The organism is Desulfobotulus alkaliphilus, assembly GCF_007830435.1.
Lineage (GTDB): Bacteria > Desulfobacterota > Desulfobacteria > Desulfobacterales > ASO4-4 > Desulfobotulus > Desulfobotulus alkaliphilus.
On the sequence record NZ_VLLC01000006.1, the window covers coordinates 140,799 to 160,028 of the forward strand.

A 19,230-nucleotide genomic window follows, 5' to 3' on the forward strand; every position below is an offset into this window, starting at 1 on the left:
AAAACTTTATATTGCGGGAGCCTGAGTGATAAAAAATCAGAAAGCCGGGCAAAATAAAAGAGACAAGGCAGACAAGACTTCCCAGACAAGACTTTTCAGGCTGAGATATTTTCTTCTGCTTCCTGTGGTACTGGCCTTTGTTTTTTCATCTGCCCTTTATATCTATCTGAGTTACCAGACCAGCCACAATACCATCTCCGGCTCCCAGAAAAAACTTGCCCATGAAATCGGCTCCGGCGTGGCACTTTCCCTTAATCGCCTTCTCAATACGGTAATCACCGTTGCCAGAATCAATCAGGACATGCTGAACGAAGAGATGCTGGAAAATACAGAGCTCATTGCACGCTATTTTGCATCACAGCTCTGGAATATACCCCTTTTGACCTTTGTTTCTGTAGGCAAGGCAAACGGAGAATATATCGGGGCAAGGCGCAGCTTTGATAATGATGAAATTCAGATTTCAACGGTGCTGAAAAATGAGGGAAGTATCTGGAAAACCTTTGCCCTGAATGCAAAAGGCCAGCGTGGGGAGCGTATCATGGGCGGAGAATTTCCATTTGATTCAAGGTCAAGGCCCTGGTTTCAGCACGGAGCCAAAGCCGGTGTTCTGTCCTGGTATCCGGTGTACAGATATGCATCCTTTGATGAATTGGGCATGGGCGTCAGCATTCCCTTCTATGACAGCCAAAGAAGACTCCTTGGGGTACAGACCGTAGATTTTTCTTTACGCCATCTTTCGGATTTTCTCAAAAAAAACCACCGGCGGGGCCAGAGCCTTATTTTCATATCGGAACCCGATGGAAAGCTGCTGGCCACATCCGCAGACTTTCCGGTACATTTTGAAGAAAAGGGAGAGTTCATCCGCTACGGCCTGAATGATTATCCCATGGATATCCTGCAGGTAATTTTCAATGACCCGGCCCATGAACCCGAAGATCTCACGCCCCGTTTTCTGAAAAAAAAGGGGCAGAACTACCTGCATCTGCGCCTGCCTTTCAGCGATGACCATGGTCTGAAGCTGAACATTGACATCATACTTACAGAAGATGACCTTACAGACCTTATTACCAGAAACATCTGGAAACAGGCGGGTTTACTTTTTCTCTTATCCCTTGTCATTGCATTCTGGATAGGAAGATTTACCCATTCCATCATCCGATCCGCCGAAGAAACAACAGCCCACGCCCTGCGCCTGTCAAGGGGAGATTTTTCAAGTCGGAGCGCGTTTAAAAGCCCTGTTCTGGAATTTTTCCAGCTCACCTTTGCCGTCAATGCAATGGCAAAAAAGGTTCAGGAGCTTGTAAGGGATCTTGAATACCAGATTGCCGAAAGAACGGCACAGCTTATGGAAAGCGAAGCCCGATACGCAAGCCTGTTCAAGGATTCCCCCTCCCCCTGCTTCATAATAGAAAAAAACAGATACACAGACTGCAACCATGCAGCCGAAGCCATGTTCAATGAAACCCGGGAAACCATACTCCAGCACAGCCCTGATTTCTTTTCCCCTGAATTCCAGCCCTGCGGCAGCTTATCTTCCATACTGGCCGAAAAGAAGATTCATGCTGCCCTTGAACAGGGAAAACAGCAGTTTGAATGGCTCCACAGTCGGCGGGGCAGCGGCGATTTCTGGGTACTGGTTTCCCTTTCCGCCATCCGCCTTTCTGAGCGGATGGTGCTTATGGCCGTATGCCGTGATATTACAGAACTTAAAGGTGCCTACCACCAGCTTGAAATCCGCAGCATGGAAGCAGAGGAGCTGGCTGCAAAAGCCGAAGCCGCCACAATGGCCAAGGGCGAATTTCTTGCCAACATGAGCCATGAGATCCGCACACCCATGAACGGTGTCATCGGTATGACAGGCCTTCTTCTGGATACACATCTCAGCGGTATTCAGCGCCATTATACGGAAACCATAGCGTCCAGCGCAAAATCCCTTCTGCAGATTATCAATGATATTCTTGATTTTTCCAAAATTGAGGCAGGCAAGCTGGAGCTGGAAATTCTGGATTTTGATTTAAACCGGCTCATGGAAAGTTTCTCCGATGCCATGTCCCTGCGGGTGCATGAAAAAAAACTTGACTGGATTTCCGCCATTGATCCGGATGTACCCTGCCTTCTCAGGGGAGATCCCGGAAGACTGCGTCAGATTCTGACCAATCTTGCGGGCAATGCCTTAAAGTTTACGGAAAAAGGGGAAATAAAGCTATGGGTGAGTCTGCAGGAAAAATGTGAAAACAGGGTCGTCTTACGCTTTACTGTGGAAGACACAGGCACAGGGATTCCGGCAGAAAGAATCCCCCTTCTTTTTGATAAGTTCACCCAGGTGGATGCAACCATAAGCCGCAAATTCGGTGGTACCGGGCTTGGCCTTGCCATCTGTCGTCAGCTTGCGGAACTGATGCAGGGTCAAATCGGTGTGGAAAGCAGGGAAAAAGAAGGTTCCATCTTCTGGTTTACCGCAGTCTTTGGGCTGCAGACTGAAAGACAGACAGAGTCCCATAATATTCCCCTTGAAAGGGATTACAGGCAAACCCTGCCTATGCCTTCTTTTTCCGGCCGCATCCTTGTTGTGGAAGACAACATCACCAATCAGGAAGTGGCCTTAGGTATTCTACAAAAAATCGGGCTCCGTGCAGATACGGCGGCCAATGGGCTGGAAGCCCTCCATGCCCTGAAAATTCTGCCCTATGATCTGGTTTTCATGGATGTGATGATGCCGGAAATGGATGGCCTTGAAGCCACACGCCGCATCCGGAACCTTGAAGTGGCGGCCGATGGATTATGTGAAGATGGGGTATCAGGAATCAGAAGACCAGGGATTCCCATTATCGCCATGACCGCAGCAGCCATGGAAAGGGATAAAGAACGCTGCCTTGAAGCGGGTATGGATGACTACATCCCCAAGCCACTGGAACCAATGGATCTTGTGCAGGTACTGGAAAAATGGCTGCCCGATGCCACATGCAAAAAAGTTTCAGAATCTTTCCATCCAAAACAGAAACTGGCATCATCTTTTCCGGACAGTGGTCAGCAGGAAACAAAGCGCCCTTCAGTCTGGAATCATGAGGCCCTTTTAAAACGGCTCATGGAAGATGAGACCATTGTCCGGAAAATCGTAGGAATCTGCATGGATACCCTTCCCCAGCGTCTGGAGGAACTTAAAAAAGCACTTCGTGCAAAGGATCTTCAGGCTGTTTTGTTTCAGCTCCATACCATCAAGGGTAAGGCGGCCAACATCAATGCCGAAGCCCTCAGCCTTATTGCCGGAGAAATGGAAAAGAGTGCCGAGGCCGGAGATCTGGCTACTGTTTTAAAAAAGATGAAAGACCTTGAAATAAGCAATCAGGAGCTCCGTAAAGAAGTGAGGCAGATATTTCCGGAAATTGTAAAAGATGACATCAGGGAATTAAATGAATGAAAAAAACACGGATAAAAACCCTGCTTCCGGTGATCTTCTTTCTGCTTTTTTTGCTTGTGCTAAGTGGTGCCGGTCTTTTCTGGCAGCAACAGAAGGACAGTCTGAATGAAAAAACGTCTATGAATGCGAAAGCACTGGCAGAGCTTTTTCACCAGAGCCTTGAAATTCAGGCGGACGGTCTTCGTGCTGCGGCCCGGATCATTGCCATGGATAAGGGGGTTCACATGGCAATGAAGGCAGAAGATGGAGTAAAGCTGCTTTCGGACTGGCGGGAGCCCGGGGCCATACTTTCAGAGGAAAATGGCATCACCCATTTTTACTTCTGGAATGCAAAGCGCGAATCCCTCGTCCGCATCTATAATCCGGACAAACGGGGGGGCATGAACAAGCGTTATACGGCACGTCAATCTGAAAAAAGTGGAAAAGCCGTCTCAGGTCTGGAGCTGGGTTCCCTTGGAACCTTCACCCTCAGGGTGGTGCAGCCCGTGTTCAGCAGAGGTGAACTCCTTGGTTATGTGGAACTGGGTAAGGAAATTGAGGACATCCTGAAAGCCCTTCACAGGGACAGCGCCACCACAGAAATTGCCGTAAGCATATGGAAGTCTGCGCTGAACAGGGAGGCCTGGGAAAGGGGCATGGAATTGTTAAAGCGGGAGGCGGACTGGGACAGGCTGCCCCACAGTGCTCTGATCTATGCTTCCATGGGCCGCTTGCCTGATATTTTTAACGGCTTTGCAGACCACAATCCCGCAGAAGGCCATGCCCACAAAAGGACGGATGAGGAAGTCTTTTCAGGGGATAAAAGCTGGCGGGTGACGGTTCTGGGGCTTGAGGAGGCTTCCGGCAGGGAGGTGGGGGATCTTCTGATCCTGAAGGATATCACCGCCATGAAGGCGGCTTTCAGGAACACTATGGTCTGGGGAGCCATGGTGGCGGTCTTTCTTCTTGCGGCTCTTCTGGGGCTTTTGATTTTTATGCTGCGCAGAACGGAGAAGAGGCTTTTTTCTCAGCAGACGGCTCTGATACAGAGCGAGGAAAAGTTTCGCCACATCACAGAAAGTATCGGGGATGTGGTCTGGCTGCGCTCCCATGACAACAGTGCCATACTCTATGTCAGCCCCGCCTATGAGACCCTCTGGGGCCGAAACTGCCAGAGTCTTTATGAAAATCCCCAAGGCTTCATGGAGGCCGTGCATCCTCTGGATAAAAATGCTGTTTGCAGTGCTTTTGAGCTTTACGCCTCATCTGGTCGTTTTGACATGGAATACCGCATTCTGAGGCCAGACGGTTCCCTGCGCTGGGTCCATGCACGGGCCTTTCCTGTGCGGGGTGAGGACGGAAGCCTGCTGCACCATGCGGGCATTGCCACGGATATCACGGCAAAGAAACTTACGGAACAGCAGAAAGAAGAATTCCATGAACGTTTGCTTACGGTGCTGGATGCCATGGATGCCCTCATCTATATCGCGGACATGGAAAGCTATGAACTTCTCTTTCTCAACGCCTTTGGTCGCAGAGCCTTTGGGGAAGTGGATGGCAGAAGGTGTTGGGAGGTTCTCCAGTCCGGACAAAAGGGCCCCTGTACCTTCTGCACCAATTCAAGGCTGCTCAGGTCCGACGGCACGGCTACGGGCATCCATCACTGGGAGTTTCTGAATACGGCCAACGACAGGTGGTATGACTGCCGGGATCAGGCCATTCCCTGGGCTGGGGGCCGCATGGTGCGCATGGAAGTGGCCATAGATATCACAGAACGCAGGCAGGCCGAAGAAGAAAGCCGCAGGATGCTGTCTTTGCTGGACAGCATTCTCGACTCTCTGGAGGAGGGCATTCTTGTTGTTGACGGCAAAGGGGGGATCAGTCGCTTGAACAGGGCCTTTTTTGATCTCTGGCGCATTCCCCCGGACATTGCCGGGGCGGGTGAGGAGAGCCTTCTGAATTATGCCCTTTCCCAGCTTGCTGATCCGGACACCTTCCTTGCAAAGGTGAAACACCTTTACAAAAGTCCTGAAGCCAGCAGTTTTGATGAGATCCATTTTTCCGATGGCCGGGTTTTTGACCGCTACTCCCAGCCCCAGTGGCAGGGCTCTCAGGTGATCGGGAGGGTCTGGTGTTTCCGGGACATCACCGCCCGTAAAAAAGCGGAAAACGAGCTCCGCAGGCTGTCCAGAGCCGTGGAGCAGAGCCCTGCCAGCATCATTATAACAGATCTTGAAGGCACCATCGACTATGTCAACCCGGCCTTTACCAAGGTAACGGGGTACTCCTTTGAAGAGATAAAGGGACAGAACCCCAGAATCCTGAAATCTCCGGACAGGCCTTCCGAGGCCTACAGGGAGATGTGGGATATTCTTTCTTCCGGAGGGGAATGGCGGGGGGAGTTCAAAAACATCCGGAAAAACGGGGAGCTATTCTGGGAAGCCGCCTCCATCACCCCGATTTTCAATGAAAAGGGGGAGCCCACCCATTATCTGGCGGTAAAGGAAGACATCACGGAGCGCAAGCGTGCCGAAGAAGCCCTGCTGGAAAGCAACCGCCAGTTGGAAACCGCCATCACCCATGCCAGTGAGATGGCCCTTAAGGCGCAGGCGGCTGCAAATGCCAAGGGGGAGTTTCTTGCCAATATGAGCCATGAAATCCGGACACCCATGAATGGTGTCATGGGCCTGACCAGCCTGCTTCTGGATACAAAACTGGATGCAAGCCAGCGCCGCTTTGCGGAAACCATCTATTCAAGTGCCCGATCCCTTCTCGGAATCATCAATGATATCCTTGATTTTTCCAAGGTTGAAGCCGGAAAGCTGGATCTGGAAATTCTGGCCTTTGATTTGGAAAAGCTCATGGAGGATTTCAGCTCTGCCATGGTAACAAGGGCAGAGGAAAAGGGGCTTGGCTGGCAGACCGCCATTGATCCCGATGTGCCCCGTCTTTTGCGGGGCGATCCCGGTCGTCTGCGGCAGATTCTGACCAATCTTGCGGGCAATGCCCTGAAGTTCACGGAAAAGGGAGAGGTGCAGGTGCGGGTGGCGCTTGAAGATAAGGACGGACACGGGGTAAGGCTTCGTTTTGAGGTGGAGGACACGGGCATGGGTATTCCCGAAGACAGGATTCCCCTTCTTTTTGACAAGTTCAGTCAGGTGGATGCCTCCATGACCCGGAGGTTTGGCGGTACAGGCCTTGGCCTTGCCATCTCCCGCCAGCTTGCCGGGCTGATGGGCGGGGAAATCGGCGTGGAAAGCCTTGCAGGGAAGGGTTCCACCTTCTGGTTTACGGTCCGTTTCGGTCTGCTGACGGAAGGTGAGCAAGACAGGCTCCAGACCCGTGAAAGGCGGCACTCCCTTTCGGAACTGCCATCTTTGTCCGGCCGCATTCTCCTTGCAGAGGATAACAGCATCAATCAGGAAGTGGCCTTAGGCATTCTTTCAAAATTCGGGCTGCACACGGATACGGTGGCCAATGGCCTCGAAGCCCTGGAAGCCGTAAAAAGCCTTCCCTACGATCTTATCCTTATGGATGTGATGATGCCGGAAATGGATGGCCTTGAAGCTGCACGCCGCATCCGGAAAATGGAAACCGAAGAAGGAGGCCATGGTGGTGGGCTCACCCCATCTGCCAAAGGGAGGATTCCCATCATTGCCATGACCGCCGGTGCCATGCAGCAGGACAGGGATCGCTGCCTTGAAGCGGGAATGGATGATTTCGTCCCAAAACCTGTGGAGCCGGAGGGCTTGGCCGAGGTACTGGGGAAGTGGCTTGCCATTCAAAAAAACGGGGATAAGGAAAAAAAGGGTTCTTCCACCTCTTTGCCCGAAGATGGAAGGGGGACATTTGCTGAGGCAGAAGCCCCCCCTCTCCGGTCTTCTGGTCAGGGGGCCATGGTCTTTGATTCATCCGACCTTATGAAGCGCCTTACGGAGGATGAAGATCTGTTCAGGACCGTGTTGAGGCTATCCCTTGAGGTCATTCCCCAACACATGGAAGCACTGCGGCTCTCCCTTAAAAGCCATGACAGCAAGTCCGTACGCTGGCAGGCCCATACCCTGAAGGGAATGGCTGCGAATATCAGTGCGAATGCCTTTAGTGAGCTTGCAGGGGAAATGGAGGACGCCGCTGCTTCGGAAAATCTGATCGCCGTTGAGGAAAAAATGGAGGCCTTTGTCAGGTCCTATGAAAATCTTCGGGAGGTTCTGGAGGACTTTTTGGGGGATGATTTATCTGGGGCATCAGAAAAGGGGAGGCCATGATGGGGTATCTCACAGGCAGGACAAAGGCCATAAAGGGGGTTTTCTGTGCCTTCCTTCTGATGATTTTGCCCGCCCTTTCCATAGGGATGGTCCTGCAGGAAGGGGAGGGGCAGGTGGTGGATGCTGCCCGGCGTACGGATAAGCTCCTTGAAAGTATTCTAAGGAGTGCCCCTGCGGGTATCGGTATGGTTGAACACCGTTTTATTACGGAGGTGAACGACTACATTCTGGATCTCACCGGTTACTCCAGAGAAGAGCTTATCGGTCAGAATGCCCGTATGCTGTATCCTTCAGAGGAAGACTATGATTTCGTGGGGCGGGAAAAATACAGACAGATCCGCAAGAAGGGTACAGGCTCTGTTGAAACCCGCTGGCTCAGAAAAGATGGGGAGATCCGCCATGTCATCCTTTCCTCAACCCCCCTTGACCTTGAAGATCTGGGGGCAGGGGTTACCTTTACGGTTCTTGATATCACAGATCGCAAAATGGCAGAGACAAGGCTCCGGAAAAGCGAAGAACGTTTCAGAATGCGTTTTGAGGGAGCTTCAGCCATCATGATGCTGATTGATCCTGAAACGGGGAGGGTTGTAGATGTCAACCCCGCAGCCCTTGCCTTTTACGGATGGCCCCGGAAGACACTGACCGCCATGCGTATTCAGGACATCAATACCCTTTCCTCCGAAGAGGTGAAAGTGGAAATGCAGAAGGCTTTTGCCAGTGCACGCAACTATTTTGAGTTTCGTCACAGGAGGGCGGATGGCTCCATCCGGGATGTGGCGGTTTTCAGCAGTGCCGTTGATGTGGGATCAAAAAAACTTCTTTTTTCCATCATCCATGACATTTCAGAACGCAAGGCAATGGAAGCCTCCCTTCTGTCCCGAACCCGCTGGTTTCTTTTCGGGCTTTCTCTTTTTATTGTTGTGTTGCTGAGCCTGACGGCAGGGCTTGTTGTCAGCCTCAGGCGACAGAGACAGGTCCGTCAGGCGCTGGAGGAAAATGAGGCCTCCCTGAAACGCCAGAATGCGGTTTTAAATGCCCTTTTGATCAATCTTTCAAGCGGGGTTTTCATGGTGGAAGCCCCCGGCGGAAAGCCAATCATCGCCAACCCCATGGCGGAAAAACTGCTGGGTGTAGGCGTTCTGCCCGAGGCAAGCCGTGATAACCTTTCTGAAGTGTACAAAGCCCGTAAAGCAGGCAGCGGAGGGCCTTATCCTGTGGAAGAAATGCCCATCATCAGGGCCATGAAAGGAGAAAGTGCTTCCATTGACGACATGATTGTGGAGCGTCCCGATGGCAGTGAGGTCTGGCTGGAGATTTTCGGGGTGCCCATCCGCAATGAAGGGGGGGAGGTCTGGGCTGGCCTTGTCCATTTTCAGGATATTACGGCCAGAAAGAAGGCGGAAGTAGAGCGGGAAAAGTTGCAGAATCAGCTTTTTCAGGCCCAGAAGATGGAGTCCGTTGGTGTGCTGGCCGGTGGGGTTGCCCATGATTTCAACAATCTCATCCAGGTGATGCGGGGCAATCTTGAGCTTCTTTCCATGGAAACCTCCCTTGATGTCCGGAGCATAAAGCGCCTTCACGTGGTGACGGGAGCCATGGACAGGGCGGCAAAGCTGGTGCAGCAGCTTCTTCTTTTCAGCCGAAAGGTGGAGTCCGGCCGGATGAGGGTGAACCTGAATCAGGCCATCCGGGAAGTAAGCCGCCTTCTGGAACGCACCATTCCTAAAATGATTGCCATGGAGCTGCACCTTGCCTCTGATCTTGGGGCTGTGTGGGCGGATCCCGTGCAGATGGAGCAGACCCTTCTCAACCTTGCCAACAATGCGGCAGATGCCATGCCCGAGGGCGGCAGGCTTATTTTTGAAACGGAGAATGTGCTGCTGGGTGAAGACTTTGTCAGAACCCATCCTGAGCTGGGAGCAGGTTTCCATGTACTGCTCACTGTGTCGGATACGGGATCTGGCATGGATGCTGCCACCCTCAAGCAGGCCTTTGATCCCTTTTTCACCACCAAGGAGGTGGGAAAGGGTACCGGCCTTGGCCTTGCTTCGGTATATGGCATTGTTAAAGCCCATGGAGGGCATGTCCTGTGTTACAGTGAGCCGGGTCATGGCAGCACCTTTCGGATCTACCTTCCTGTGCTGGATCAGGAGGTGGTTCAGGAAAAGAAACAGCCCGATGGGGATTGTTCTGAAAAGGGATACGAAACCATTCTTTTTGTGGAAGATGAAAGGCATCTCCGGGATCTGGGGCAGGAGGCCATGGAAGCCTTCGGCTATACCGTATTGACTGCCGGAAGCGGGGAAGAGGCTCTGGATCTTTATGCCGAAAAAGGCCCTGAAATTGATCTGGTTCTTCTGGATCTGAATATGCCGGGCATGGGTGGGCAGAGGTGCCTGCTGGCGCTTTTGGAAAAAAATCCCCGTGTAAAGGTGCTGGTTTCAAGCGGATATTCGGCCAATGGTCAGGCCGCAGAGGTTCTGGCCTCAGGCGCAAAGGGTTTTATCGGAAAACCCTGGCAGCTGAAGGATCTGAAACAAAAGATTCGGCAAGTGCTGGGCTGAAGTCACACACCGTATCTGGAGCATAAAGAAACAGAAAAATGGCTGGCCTCCCCTGCCTGACCGAATCTTTAATTTCTTGAATAAAAGCAGGTCTTATGTCATTTTCAGGTATATCTATATAAATTTTGTTCTGGTTTTCTTGATCTTTCAGCCACAAGAGCCTTCAGTCAGAGAAATTACATGCCCAGATTCTGCCCTTGCCTGCGGGCACCCGTAAAGGGTGCCCCTACACAAAAACAGGGCCGTAAAAACCATTCGTAGGGGCAGGCCTTGCGCCTGCCCGTATTAAAGCTCGCACCATGGGCCTGACAACAACCGGACCAGCAAGCTGTGGCTGAGTCAGGGTAGTAATCAGAAAAGAGTATAAACAACGGAAGCCTGAATGAATCTGCCTTGTCACAGGTCTTCCACCGGACGCATCCACTCCCCGGTTCTCAATAAAACTTATTATAGAACAGGACTCCCCATGCGTGTGCTGATAGCAGAAGACGACAGTGTTTCCCGCACCGTGCTGGAAGCCATTCTCAAAAAAAACAATTACAGCGTCCTTGTCACCGAGAATGGCGTGGAAGCCTTTGAGGCCCTGTGCCAGCCGGATGCTCCGGCCATTGCCATACTGGACTGGATGATGCCACGCATGACGGGCCTTGAAGTGGTGCAGCAAATACGCCTTGAATACAGGGAACGCTCACCCTACATCATCATGCTCACCTCCAGAAAGGATGCTCAAAGTCTGGTACAGGCCCTGGGAAGCGGTGCCGATGATTACCTGGCCAAGCCCTATGGTCCCGAAGAACTTCTGGCAAGAATCCGCGTGGGAGAGCGCATGGTGCAGATGCAAAATGCCCTTGCCGACCATGCAAGGGAGATGGAGGCACTGGCCGAAGCAAGGGCAAAGCAGCTTATCCATGCAGACCGCATGGCCACCCTTGGTGTTCTGTCCGCAAGCATGGCCCATGAAATCAATAATCCCGTCACCTTCATATCCGGCAACACCCAAACCCTTCAAAGGGCCTGGACAATTCTGACAGAAAACCTGAAAAACAGAAAAGCCCTCCCTCAAGATGATCCCCAGATATCCTTCATTCTGGAAGAAACGCCAGCCATGCTTGAGGGAATTCTCAAAGGCGTCAACCGGATCACGCAGATTGTAAAGGGACTTAAGCTCTATGCCCACAAAGGTGCCGGAGAAAAAACCATCTGTTTCATACAGGATATTCTGAAAAACGCCCTTGAGTTCTGCCAGAATATCATACAGCCCCACATGGAAATCCATGTGGATGTGCCTGAAGATCTCCCTGAAGTTTTTGTCCACCCCCAGCAGATAGAGCAGGTTTTCATCAACCTCATCACCAATGCCGTCCATGCCATGGGTAAAAGCCATTCGGGAGAAATCCGCATAATGGCCAGCATCAGAGAAAACCGGATGCGGATTGAAATAAAAGACAAAGGGCCAGGCATTCCTGCAGATGTCCTCCCAAAGATCTTCCAGCCCTTTTTTACAACAAAAAAAGCAGGGGATGGTACAGGCTTAGGCCTTGCCATCATCAAAGACATCCTTGAGGAGCATGGGGGGGATCTCCATGCCGCCAATGCTGTGGAAGGCGGTGCCGTCTTCACCTTTCACCTGCCCCTGAACCAGCCATACGTACAAACCGGCCCCCTTCATTTAAGGAGAAAACCATGAAAGGAAACCTTCTGATTGTTGATGATGAAAAGGAAATCCGTGACATGCTGAGCCGGCACTTCCGCCTCTTGGGTTATGATGTTCTCACTGCGGAGCATGGTCTGGATGCCCTTTCCATTCTGCAAAAAAAACGGGTGGATGTGGTCATCAGCGATATCATCATGCCGGAAATGGACGGCGTGGATCTTCTCCGGGAAATCCGGAAACAGTATCCCATGGTACGCATCATCATGATCACAGGCTATGTGACCCTTGAAAATGCCCTGGCCTGCATGCGCAATCAGGCGGACACCTGTATTTTTAAGCCCCTCAATGATCTCGGCGAACTGGAGGAAGCGGTGCAGATTGCCATTGCGGCCCAGACCCGCTGGACCCGTAAATTCAGAGAACTCAAAGGCATGAAACCCGATACCCATGGGGGACAGTCATGAACTTTTCAGAAATGGGCATAGACCCTGAACTCCATGCGGAATTCATTGATGAGGCCTTAGATGGCATGGCGCAGATTTCCGATCTCTTTGTGCGCCTGGAAGCAGACCCGGACAATCAGGAAATCATGGGGGCCATCTTCCGCCCCATCCATTCCATCAAGGGCAATGCCGCCTTTTTCGGTCTCATGCAGACCAAGGTGCTGGCCCATGAGCTGGAAACCCTTTTAGACCGCATCCGCAAGGGCGGGGTTGCCGTTACTTCCGGCATCACGGATATTCTGCTCAGGGGTTCCGATGCCCTCATCGCCATGCTGCAGCGCTCTCGCCAGAATGAAAGGGAAGTGCAGGATGCCCTTGCCTTTGAAAACCTTGTCAATGCCGTCACCCATGCGGCAGAGGGCGAAGAGGCCAGTGAAAGCATCCTGTGGCGAAAACTCATGGATCAGCTTGGCAGTTTTCCCGATGCCATGGAAACGGCAAGGGAGCTTGCCGGATTTACCGCAGCAGGCAGGGCCGTACTGGACAACAGGCCTGCAGAAGATAAAGACACCTTTGAAACAGACCGTAACGCTCCTGATTTTACCCATGAAATAAGAACCATACTGGAAAACACAGGGGCTGAACCCGATGCCAAAATACTCACAGCGCTTTTTACGGACTGCCTTCACGCTGCCTGTAATGAAGAATCAAAGGAATATGCAAAAAAAGCACTGGGGGAAATCCCCATGCTGGATGCCAGTATCGGCCTTGGCGATGAAATCTCAAGGGAATCCCTGCTGGGGCACCTTGCGGACATGGAAAAATCCGGTGCATGGAACCAGCTCCTGCCGGAGGAAAATCCCAGAGAAAAACCAGAAGAAAAGATCGTAGAAAAAACAGAAAACGGGGCAGCAGACAAAAAAACCTCCCCGGATCAGACAGAAAAAGAACCGGAGGCAGCTTCACATACTTCCGGCAAAACCATGCGCATTCCCGAAGAACGCATTGATGCCTTTTTGTCCTATGTGGGGGATCTGGTCACCCTTGGTGAAATGTACCGTCACCTTCAGACGAGAATCACCTCCATTCCTTCAGCCCACGGCGCTGCCATGGAGCTTCGCCGCACCAATGAGTCCTTTGGCAACCTTTCCATGGCACTCCAGAACAGCATCATGGCCATACGCAAGGTGCCCATGAAATCCCTTCTGCAACGTTGCCCCCGCATGGTGCGCGACATTGCCACGGTCAGCGGAAAAATCATTGAAACCCAGATACTGGGCAATGAGATCCTTGTGGATAAAAGCCTCATTGATACCTTTGAAGCCCCCCTCACCCATATGGTGAGAAACGCCGCAGACCATGGCATAGAAAGGCCAGAAGAAAGGCTTGCTCAGGGAAAACCTGAAAAGGGCCATATACGCATTGAAGCTTCCGAAGCCGGTGAGGATATCATCCTCAGGGTAAAGGATGATGGCCGGGGCTTAAACCTTGATGCCCTGAGGCTGAAAGCCCTTGAACTCGGATTTATCTCCCACGATGAAAAGCTTTCGGAAGAAGCCCTTGTATCCCTTCTTTTCCGCTCCGGCGTTTCCACGGCCGAAGAGGTCACGGACATCTCCGGCCGGGGTGTGGGCATGGATGTGGTGAAAACCAGCATAGAACAGATGGGCGGCCGCATTGCCGTGGAAACGACAAAGAATCAAGGCTCTGTTTTTGAAATACGGCTTCCTAAAACCGTAAACACCCAGATACTCACCGGCTTCATTGTGGTCATGGAAAAGACCCGCTACATCTTTCCCATGGAAAGCATTGTGCGCTGCTTTGCCCCGGAAGAAGGAGAAATTGTCACCATCCCCAGAAAGGGCCGCTGCGTTCAGGACAGGGGCGACTGGATACGGGTCCGCAGGCTCACGGAATGCTTTCAGCCGCACAAAGAAAAAAACAGGGAAAGTGATCTTCCCGAAGGCATTGTGGTGGTGGTGGAAAGCGACACCGGCAGAATTGCCGTGCATGTGGATGCCATTGAAGGTGTACAGAAAATGGTTTTAAAGGAAATTCAGGGATTGAATATGAACGACAACTTCTTTGCAGGGGGTGCCCTCATGGGAGATGGCACGGTTGCCATGATTGTGCATGTGGCCAGCATCACAACAGAAAAATAGATTTTCATCCCCCATTTATCCAGTCTGCAACCAGAGCGCAGCCCGGTTTTTTTAACCAGTACCTCCCTTGCCGAAGGTGCCAGCGAGCAGGCCCAGAGCATTGAGCAGATCAACAAAGCGGTTGCTGAAATGGACAAGGTGGTACAGCAGAATGCGGCCAATGCAGAAGAATCCGCATCCGAAGAAATGAGCGCTCAGGCTGAACACCTGATAAGCTGAAAGAGAATAGAAAAGAACATGCAAGCAGATACGCAGCTCGTCTATTGAGCAAGCTCCCATTCAAAACCACTGATATTACGTTCGTCTCTGCTGAAAGCCACGGCAATGAGGTAAACGGCTTCTGAGTCAGCCATATATTTTTTTGCATATCCTTTATTTTTGATCTGGCTCAGTGCTTTTCCAGATGCATGGTCGCTCATTTTAAACTCAAAAATATAAGCCTTCCCCTCAAAAAGCACTGTCATATCCATATTGCCGTGGCTGCTCACGTCTTCAGCCCTTACTTCCAGACCAAGGGCACTGAAATAGCAGTAAAAAACAGAGCAATAATACCCTTCATAGGCAGCCATGCTGTTTTTTCTATACCAGTCATGGAGAATGGCTGCAAAAAAACTGTAGAAAACTTCTTTCAATGCATCGGGCTGGCCATGGCGCAGGCATTGAATCACGGTTCGTATGGACTTTTTCATTTCCGCAGGCTGCTGGGTAAAACAGGTGAGCAGATACTCTGTAAAACTTTTTTTTACCTCGAAATTGGGATAATTCAGACGATAGAGAACCTCGCCGGGAAGCACTTCCTCATGGGCAGTAATGGTAAGATAGCCCGTCTGAAAGAGCAGGGTTTCCACAAAAATATTATCCAGCTCAAAGCTGCCAAGGAGTTCCGCTCCCACTTCAAGCTTCTCAATGCCCGGAATGGGATAATGCCGCTCCATAAGAAGCTGAAGAAGAAAAGCGGGTGTGCCGCTTTCAAACCAGTAGTTTCTGAAAAGTCCTTCTCTGAAAAAATTCAGGATGCTGAAGGGGTTATAAACCTTCTTTCCTAACCAGGAATAACCATTATACCAGCGCCGTATATCATCAAGGTTTTGTCCTTTCAGATGCTCTTCAAAAACACAAACAAGCTCCGATTCTGTAAGTCCGCAGATGGTTGCAAACATGGGGGAAAGGGTAATATCCACAAGATTGTTAAGCCCGGAAAACAGGCTTACCTTGGAAAACTTTGACACCCCTGTGATAAAAACAAAGTGAAGATGGGCATCACTGTCTTTAATTACAGAATAAAAGTTTTTCAAGCCATCCCGGATCTCCTCAACCCTGTCTCTGTGTATAATGTTATCCAGAATGGGCTTGTCGTATTCATCCACAAGAAGCACAACCCGTTGATTATACTTCATGGACACAGACTCTATCAGCTGGGCAAAACGGCCTGAAATACTCTTAAAATCAGACACAACACCAAATTTTTGTTCATAAAAATACAATATTTCAGCTATTTTTTCTTCCAGCTCACTCCGGCTTCCAATAATACCCTGCCCAAAGGATACACGAATCACAGGATAAACCTGTTCCCAGTCCCGCTTATTTTCCAGCCACAGCTCCTGAAACAGCCTACGGTTTCCCTCAAAAGCTTCTTTTAATGTATCGACCATCAAAGACTTACCAAAACGCCTCGGCCTGGAAAGAAAATAGTATTTGCCTGTTTCTTCAAGATCATGCACGAATATGGATTTATCCACATAGGCATACCCATTCTCGATGATCTCCCGTAAATTACTGATTCCGACGGGTAGTTTTTTCATCATTTTATCTCCATTATACGCCCATGCCTGCTTTTTCAACACAGACATCAGAAATCCATAAAAACCTTGAATATAAAAAGAAAGTCTCCCTTCCAGAACCGCTCAAAGCTCTATAAAAGGAGACTTTCCATGTTCAAACACCAGCATCAAATATTAAGCCACCCGCATTGGGATTGCAAGGATAAGGTATTGGATTGTGTTTTTCACGGGCAGGATAATACATTCCCCAATCCGTGAAGCTTTTGCACCCTAAAAGCCCTGCTTCTTTTATTGCTGCTGCAATTATACACACAGGCTTTCACTTTACTTAAATCCATAAAAACCCTTCTTGCCATTGCCCACCCGGATTTCCGGGTAGAACTGGCCCGTTCTGCCGTAAAAGCCGGACTCTTCCGTGCAGAGGATCTGTCTTTTCTCAAAACCGAAGCCTGTTGTTTAATGTTTTTTTCTGGAACATGAGTTCAAAGGGCTGAAGTTGATAAGTAATATGATTTTTTTGATCTTGCATTTAATACCGACTGCATGATAAAAGATGTCTATATATTTTTTCAGATACGTTTTTGTAATTATTTGACAATTAAACCCCAGAACACCTCCATTTTTACCACATGTCAGATGGAGCATATAAAAAAATTCTGACTCTCCTAAGGATAAGTGCGTACCCCTTTCATCTGCTTCTAAATAAGAATGAGAAAGCTGTGAAGATAAAAAATTTTTACATGGCTAAAATATTGCGGGGGGGGGTAGGCGTTCTGGCAGAGCCCCTCTTTTCTATACCTTCCAAAAAATGGACCCCTTACTTAAAAAAAACATCCTTGTCCTCCTGTCCTGCTTCAATTTTTTTTCACTCCACAATTCAGCTCTTCCCTGTGGCTATACCGGGTAATGGCAGAAACTTCTTACCTTCACCCATTCTTTTGCTTTCATAAACGTTCAGAAAATAAGAAATTAAAAAATACCGTTTCTATCGCTCAAATAAAATTATTCAAAACCCATAAGTTCCATAACACAAAGAAATAATACCTGATCTATTATTATTTATTCAAATCAAAAACAAAAAAGCAGGCTGAAGCAAAAAACCATGGGAGGAGATTTCATTATGAAAAATATCCGTATCGGCATGAAACTGACTGCGGGATTTCTGGCTGTAACTTCCATTGCCCTTGTCATAGGGCTGATGGGCTGGAATGCCATCGGCAAACTGGAAAAAGGGATCATCAACATGGCAGACAACCGCATTCCGGATCTACTGGCTTTAAGCAATCTGAACCGGGAACGCATGGCCATCCGGGCACAGACACTGGATATCTGGATTGAAGAAAATTCTGACCATGCAGTTGCGGTGGCCTCCTACCGCCGCATCCAGCAGCAGCGCAGGGCAAGCTGGGCTGAGGTTGACGAAGCCATGAAAACCCTCAAAAGCATCCCTCGGGCAATGCCCAGGGGCCGTGAACTCCTTGCATCCGTTGAAAAGGAGCATGATGCATGGCGCAGGATCTATGTGGAGCTGGACAGCCTGATAGACCGCTTCGTCAACAGCAGGAATTCAGAAGAACGTGCAGCCCTTTACCTTGAATATCGTGCAACAACGGACCGGATGATTCCTGCTTTCGAAGCCATGGGTGCAGCCCTGGAAGCACTCATTGAAAACAACAAGACCAACACAGGCAGAATGGCTGCCGCACAGGTGGCACAGGCAGAACGGATGAAAGGAATGATCCTGATTTTTATTGCACTGGGCATGGTGTCTGCCCTTGCCGTCAGCCTTCTTATCACCCGCAGTATTACAGGCCCTCTGAAAGAAACCGGCATAATTTTTAAAGCCATTTCCACAGGCGACATGACGTGCAGCGTACCCGAAGGACTGCTCAACAGAAAAGATGAGCTGGGGGCCATGGGTAGCCGCATTAACGAAATGCTCACTTCCCTGAAGGAAGTTTTTTCCACCATGAACAATGGCGTCAGCACCATGGCTTCCTCTTCCACGGAACTTGCCGCCATTTCCGAGCAGACAAGTCAGGGAGCGGAAGAGTCCAGTTCCCGTGCTGAAACCGTAGCTGCGGCAGCCGAAGAAATGACCGTTTCCGCAAGAAACATGGCAGAAAAAATGGTTCATTCCTCAGAAAGTATCGGCAGTGTGGCTGTGGCCATGGAAGAGATGAGCAGTACCATTTCAGAAATTGCAGCCAGCACAGCCAAGGCCAGCAGGAGTACGGAAACATCCGTAGAGGAAACAGAAGGCTTTGCCTCCATCATGGAAGAACTTGGTCAGGCAGCCAGAGAAATCGGCAGAGTCACGGAAGCCATCAGTGAAATATCCGAACAGACCAATCTCCTTGCCTTAAATGCCACCATCGAAGCGGCAAGGGCCGGAGAAGCAGGAAAAGGTTTTGCCGTCGTTGCCGGAGAAATCAAGGCACTGGCCCAGCAGACCGCTTCTGCCACAGGGGACATCCGCCAGCGCATTGAAGGTATCCAGCAGGTTTCACAAAAAGCCCTGACGGATGTACAGAACATTGTATCAAGCATACGGGGAGTCAATGAAATTGTGACAGGCATTGCCTCAGCAACGGAAGAACAGTCCGCTGCCATTCATGAAGTAAACAGCAGCCTTACCAGAGCTTCTGCCATGGTAAATGAGGCGGATGCCCAGAGTACGGAAATGACATCTGTATCCGAGGAAATAGCCAAAGACATGGCTTCCGTAAGCATGGCAGCCTCAGAGGTAAAAAGTGCCAGCAGTCAGGTAAGACAGACGGTGCAGGAGCTTTCAGGTCTTTCCGAGGAAATCCGGACGATGATGCTGCGCTTTAAAATTTGAACACTCACCCCGGTATTCAGGCCAACAGGCTTCAGTACATTGGACGTAACTGTTCAGCACCGTTTTCCAAAGACCATACCTGCAAGACAGATGCACAGGCCCCAGGCTATTTGCCCGTGACG

8 protein-coding genes are annotated in these 19,230 nt (G+C 50.3%); 7 read left to right on the forward strand and 1 reads right to left on the reverse strand.

What is annotated here, in order from left to right; all coding sequences use genetic code 11:
- Nucleotides 1–25: 25 nt before the first annotated feature.
- The 6 genes from LZ24_RS05610 (at nt 26) to LZ24_RS05635 (ending at nt 14,485) form a co-directional block, all read left to right on the forward strand.
- A complete protein-coding gene (locus tag LZ24_RS05610) occupies nt 26–3,418 on the forward strand; it encodes an ATP-binding protein (RefSeq protein WP_144683244.1) in 3,393 nt (1,130 codons plus the stop codon).
- Nucleotides 3,415–7,662, forward strand: a complete 4,248-nt coding sequence (locus LZ24_RS05615; RefSeq protein WP_144683246.1) for a PAS domain S-box protein — start codon at nt 3,415–3,417, stop codon at nt 7,660–7,662. Before LZ24_RS05610 ends, LZ24_RS05615 begins: the two co-directional genes overlap by 4 nt.
- Nucleotides 7,659–10,226: a PAS domain S-box protein gene (locus LZ24_RS05620; protein WP_144683248.1), complete on the forward strand. Its 2,568-nt coding sequence runs from the start codon at nt 7,659–7,661 to the stop codon at nt 10,224–10,226. Before LZ24_RS05615 ends, LZ24_RS05620 begins: the two co-directional genes overlap by 4 nt.
- Nucleotides 10,227–10,608: 382 nt before the next feature.
- On the forward strand, nt 10,609–11,913 hold the full coding sequence (locus tag LZ24_RS05625) for a hybrid sensor histidine kinase/response regulator (RefSeq protein WP_144683250.1): 1,305 nt from the start codon (nt 10,609–10,611) through the stop codon (nt 11,911–11,913).
- Entirely contained in the window at nt 11,910–12,344 is a 435-nt protein-coding gene (locus tag LZ24_RS05630) for a response regulator (protein ID WP_144683252.1), read from the forward strand. The genes LZ24_RS05625 and LZ24_RS05630 overlap by 4 nt, the downstream gene beginning before the upstream one ends.
- Nucleotides 12,341–14,485 (forward strand): chemotaxis protein CheA, encoded by a 2,145-nt coding sequence (locus LZ24_RS05635; RefSeq protein WP_144683253.1) that lies wholly within the window; start codon nt 12,341–12,343, stop codon nt 14,483–14,485. Before LZ24_RS05630 ends, LZ24_RS05635 begins: the two co-directional genes overlap by 4 nt.
- A 260-nt stretch (nt 14,486–14,745) precedes the next feature.
- Here the strand turns inward: LZ24_RS05635 and LZ24_RS05640 are convergent, their stop codons facing one another.
- Complete coding sequence (locus LZ24_RS05640) at nt 14,746–16,290, reverse strand: ATP-binding protein (RefSeq protein WP_246118525.1); 1,545 nt, start codon at nt 16,288–16,290, stop codon at nt 14,746–14,748.
- Nucleotides 16,291–17,386: 1,096 nt separating this feature from the next.
- On the opposite strand from LZ24_RS05640, the gene LZ24_RS05645 reads away from it, so the two are divergent.
- On the forward strand, nt 17,387–19,108 hold the full coding sequence (locus LZ24_RS05645; protein WP_186442956.1) for a methyl-accepting chemotaxis protein: 1,722 nt from the start codon (nt 17,387–17,389) through the stop codon (nt 19,106–19,108).
- The last annotated feature ends 122 nt before the right edge of the window (nt 19,109–19,230 follow it).

Excerpts from the sequence above, each read along its gene's own strand:
- LZ24_RS05615 (WP_144683246.1), top strand. The coding sequence starts at position 3,415 with ATGAAAAAAACACGGATAAAAACCCTGCTTCCGGTGATCTTCTTTCTG.
- LZ24_RS05620 (WP_144683248.1), top strand. The coding sequence starts at position 7,659 with ATGATGGGGTATCTCACAGGCAGGACAAAGGCCATAAAGGGGGTTTTC.
- LZ24_RS05625 (WP_144683250.1), top strand. The coding sequence starts at position 10,609 with ATGAATCTGCCTTGTCACAGGTCTTCCACCGGACGCATCCACTCCCCG.
- LZ24_RS05630 (WP_144683252.1), top strand. The coding sequence starts at position 11,910 with ATGAAAGGAAACCTTCTGATTGTTGATGATGAAAAGGAAATCCGTGAC.
- LZ24_RS05635 (WP_144683253.1), top strand. The coding sequence starts at position 12,341 with ATGAACTTTTCAGAAATGGGCATAGACCCTGAACTCCATGCGGAATTC.
- LZ24_RS05640 (WP_246118525.1), bottom strand. The coding sequence starts at position 16,290 with ATGATGAAAAAACTACCCGTCGGAATCAGTAATTTACGGGAGATCATC.
- LZ24_RS05645 (WP_186442956.1), top strand. The coding sequence starts at position 17,387 with ATGAAAAATATCCGTATCGGCATGAAACTGACTGCGGGATTTCTGGCT.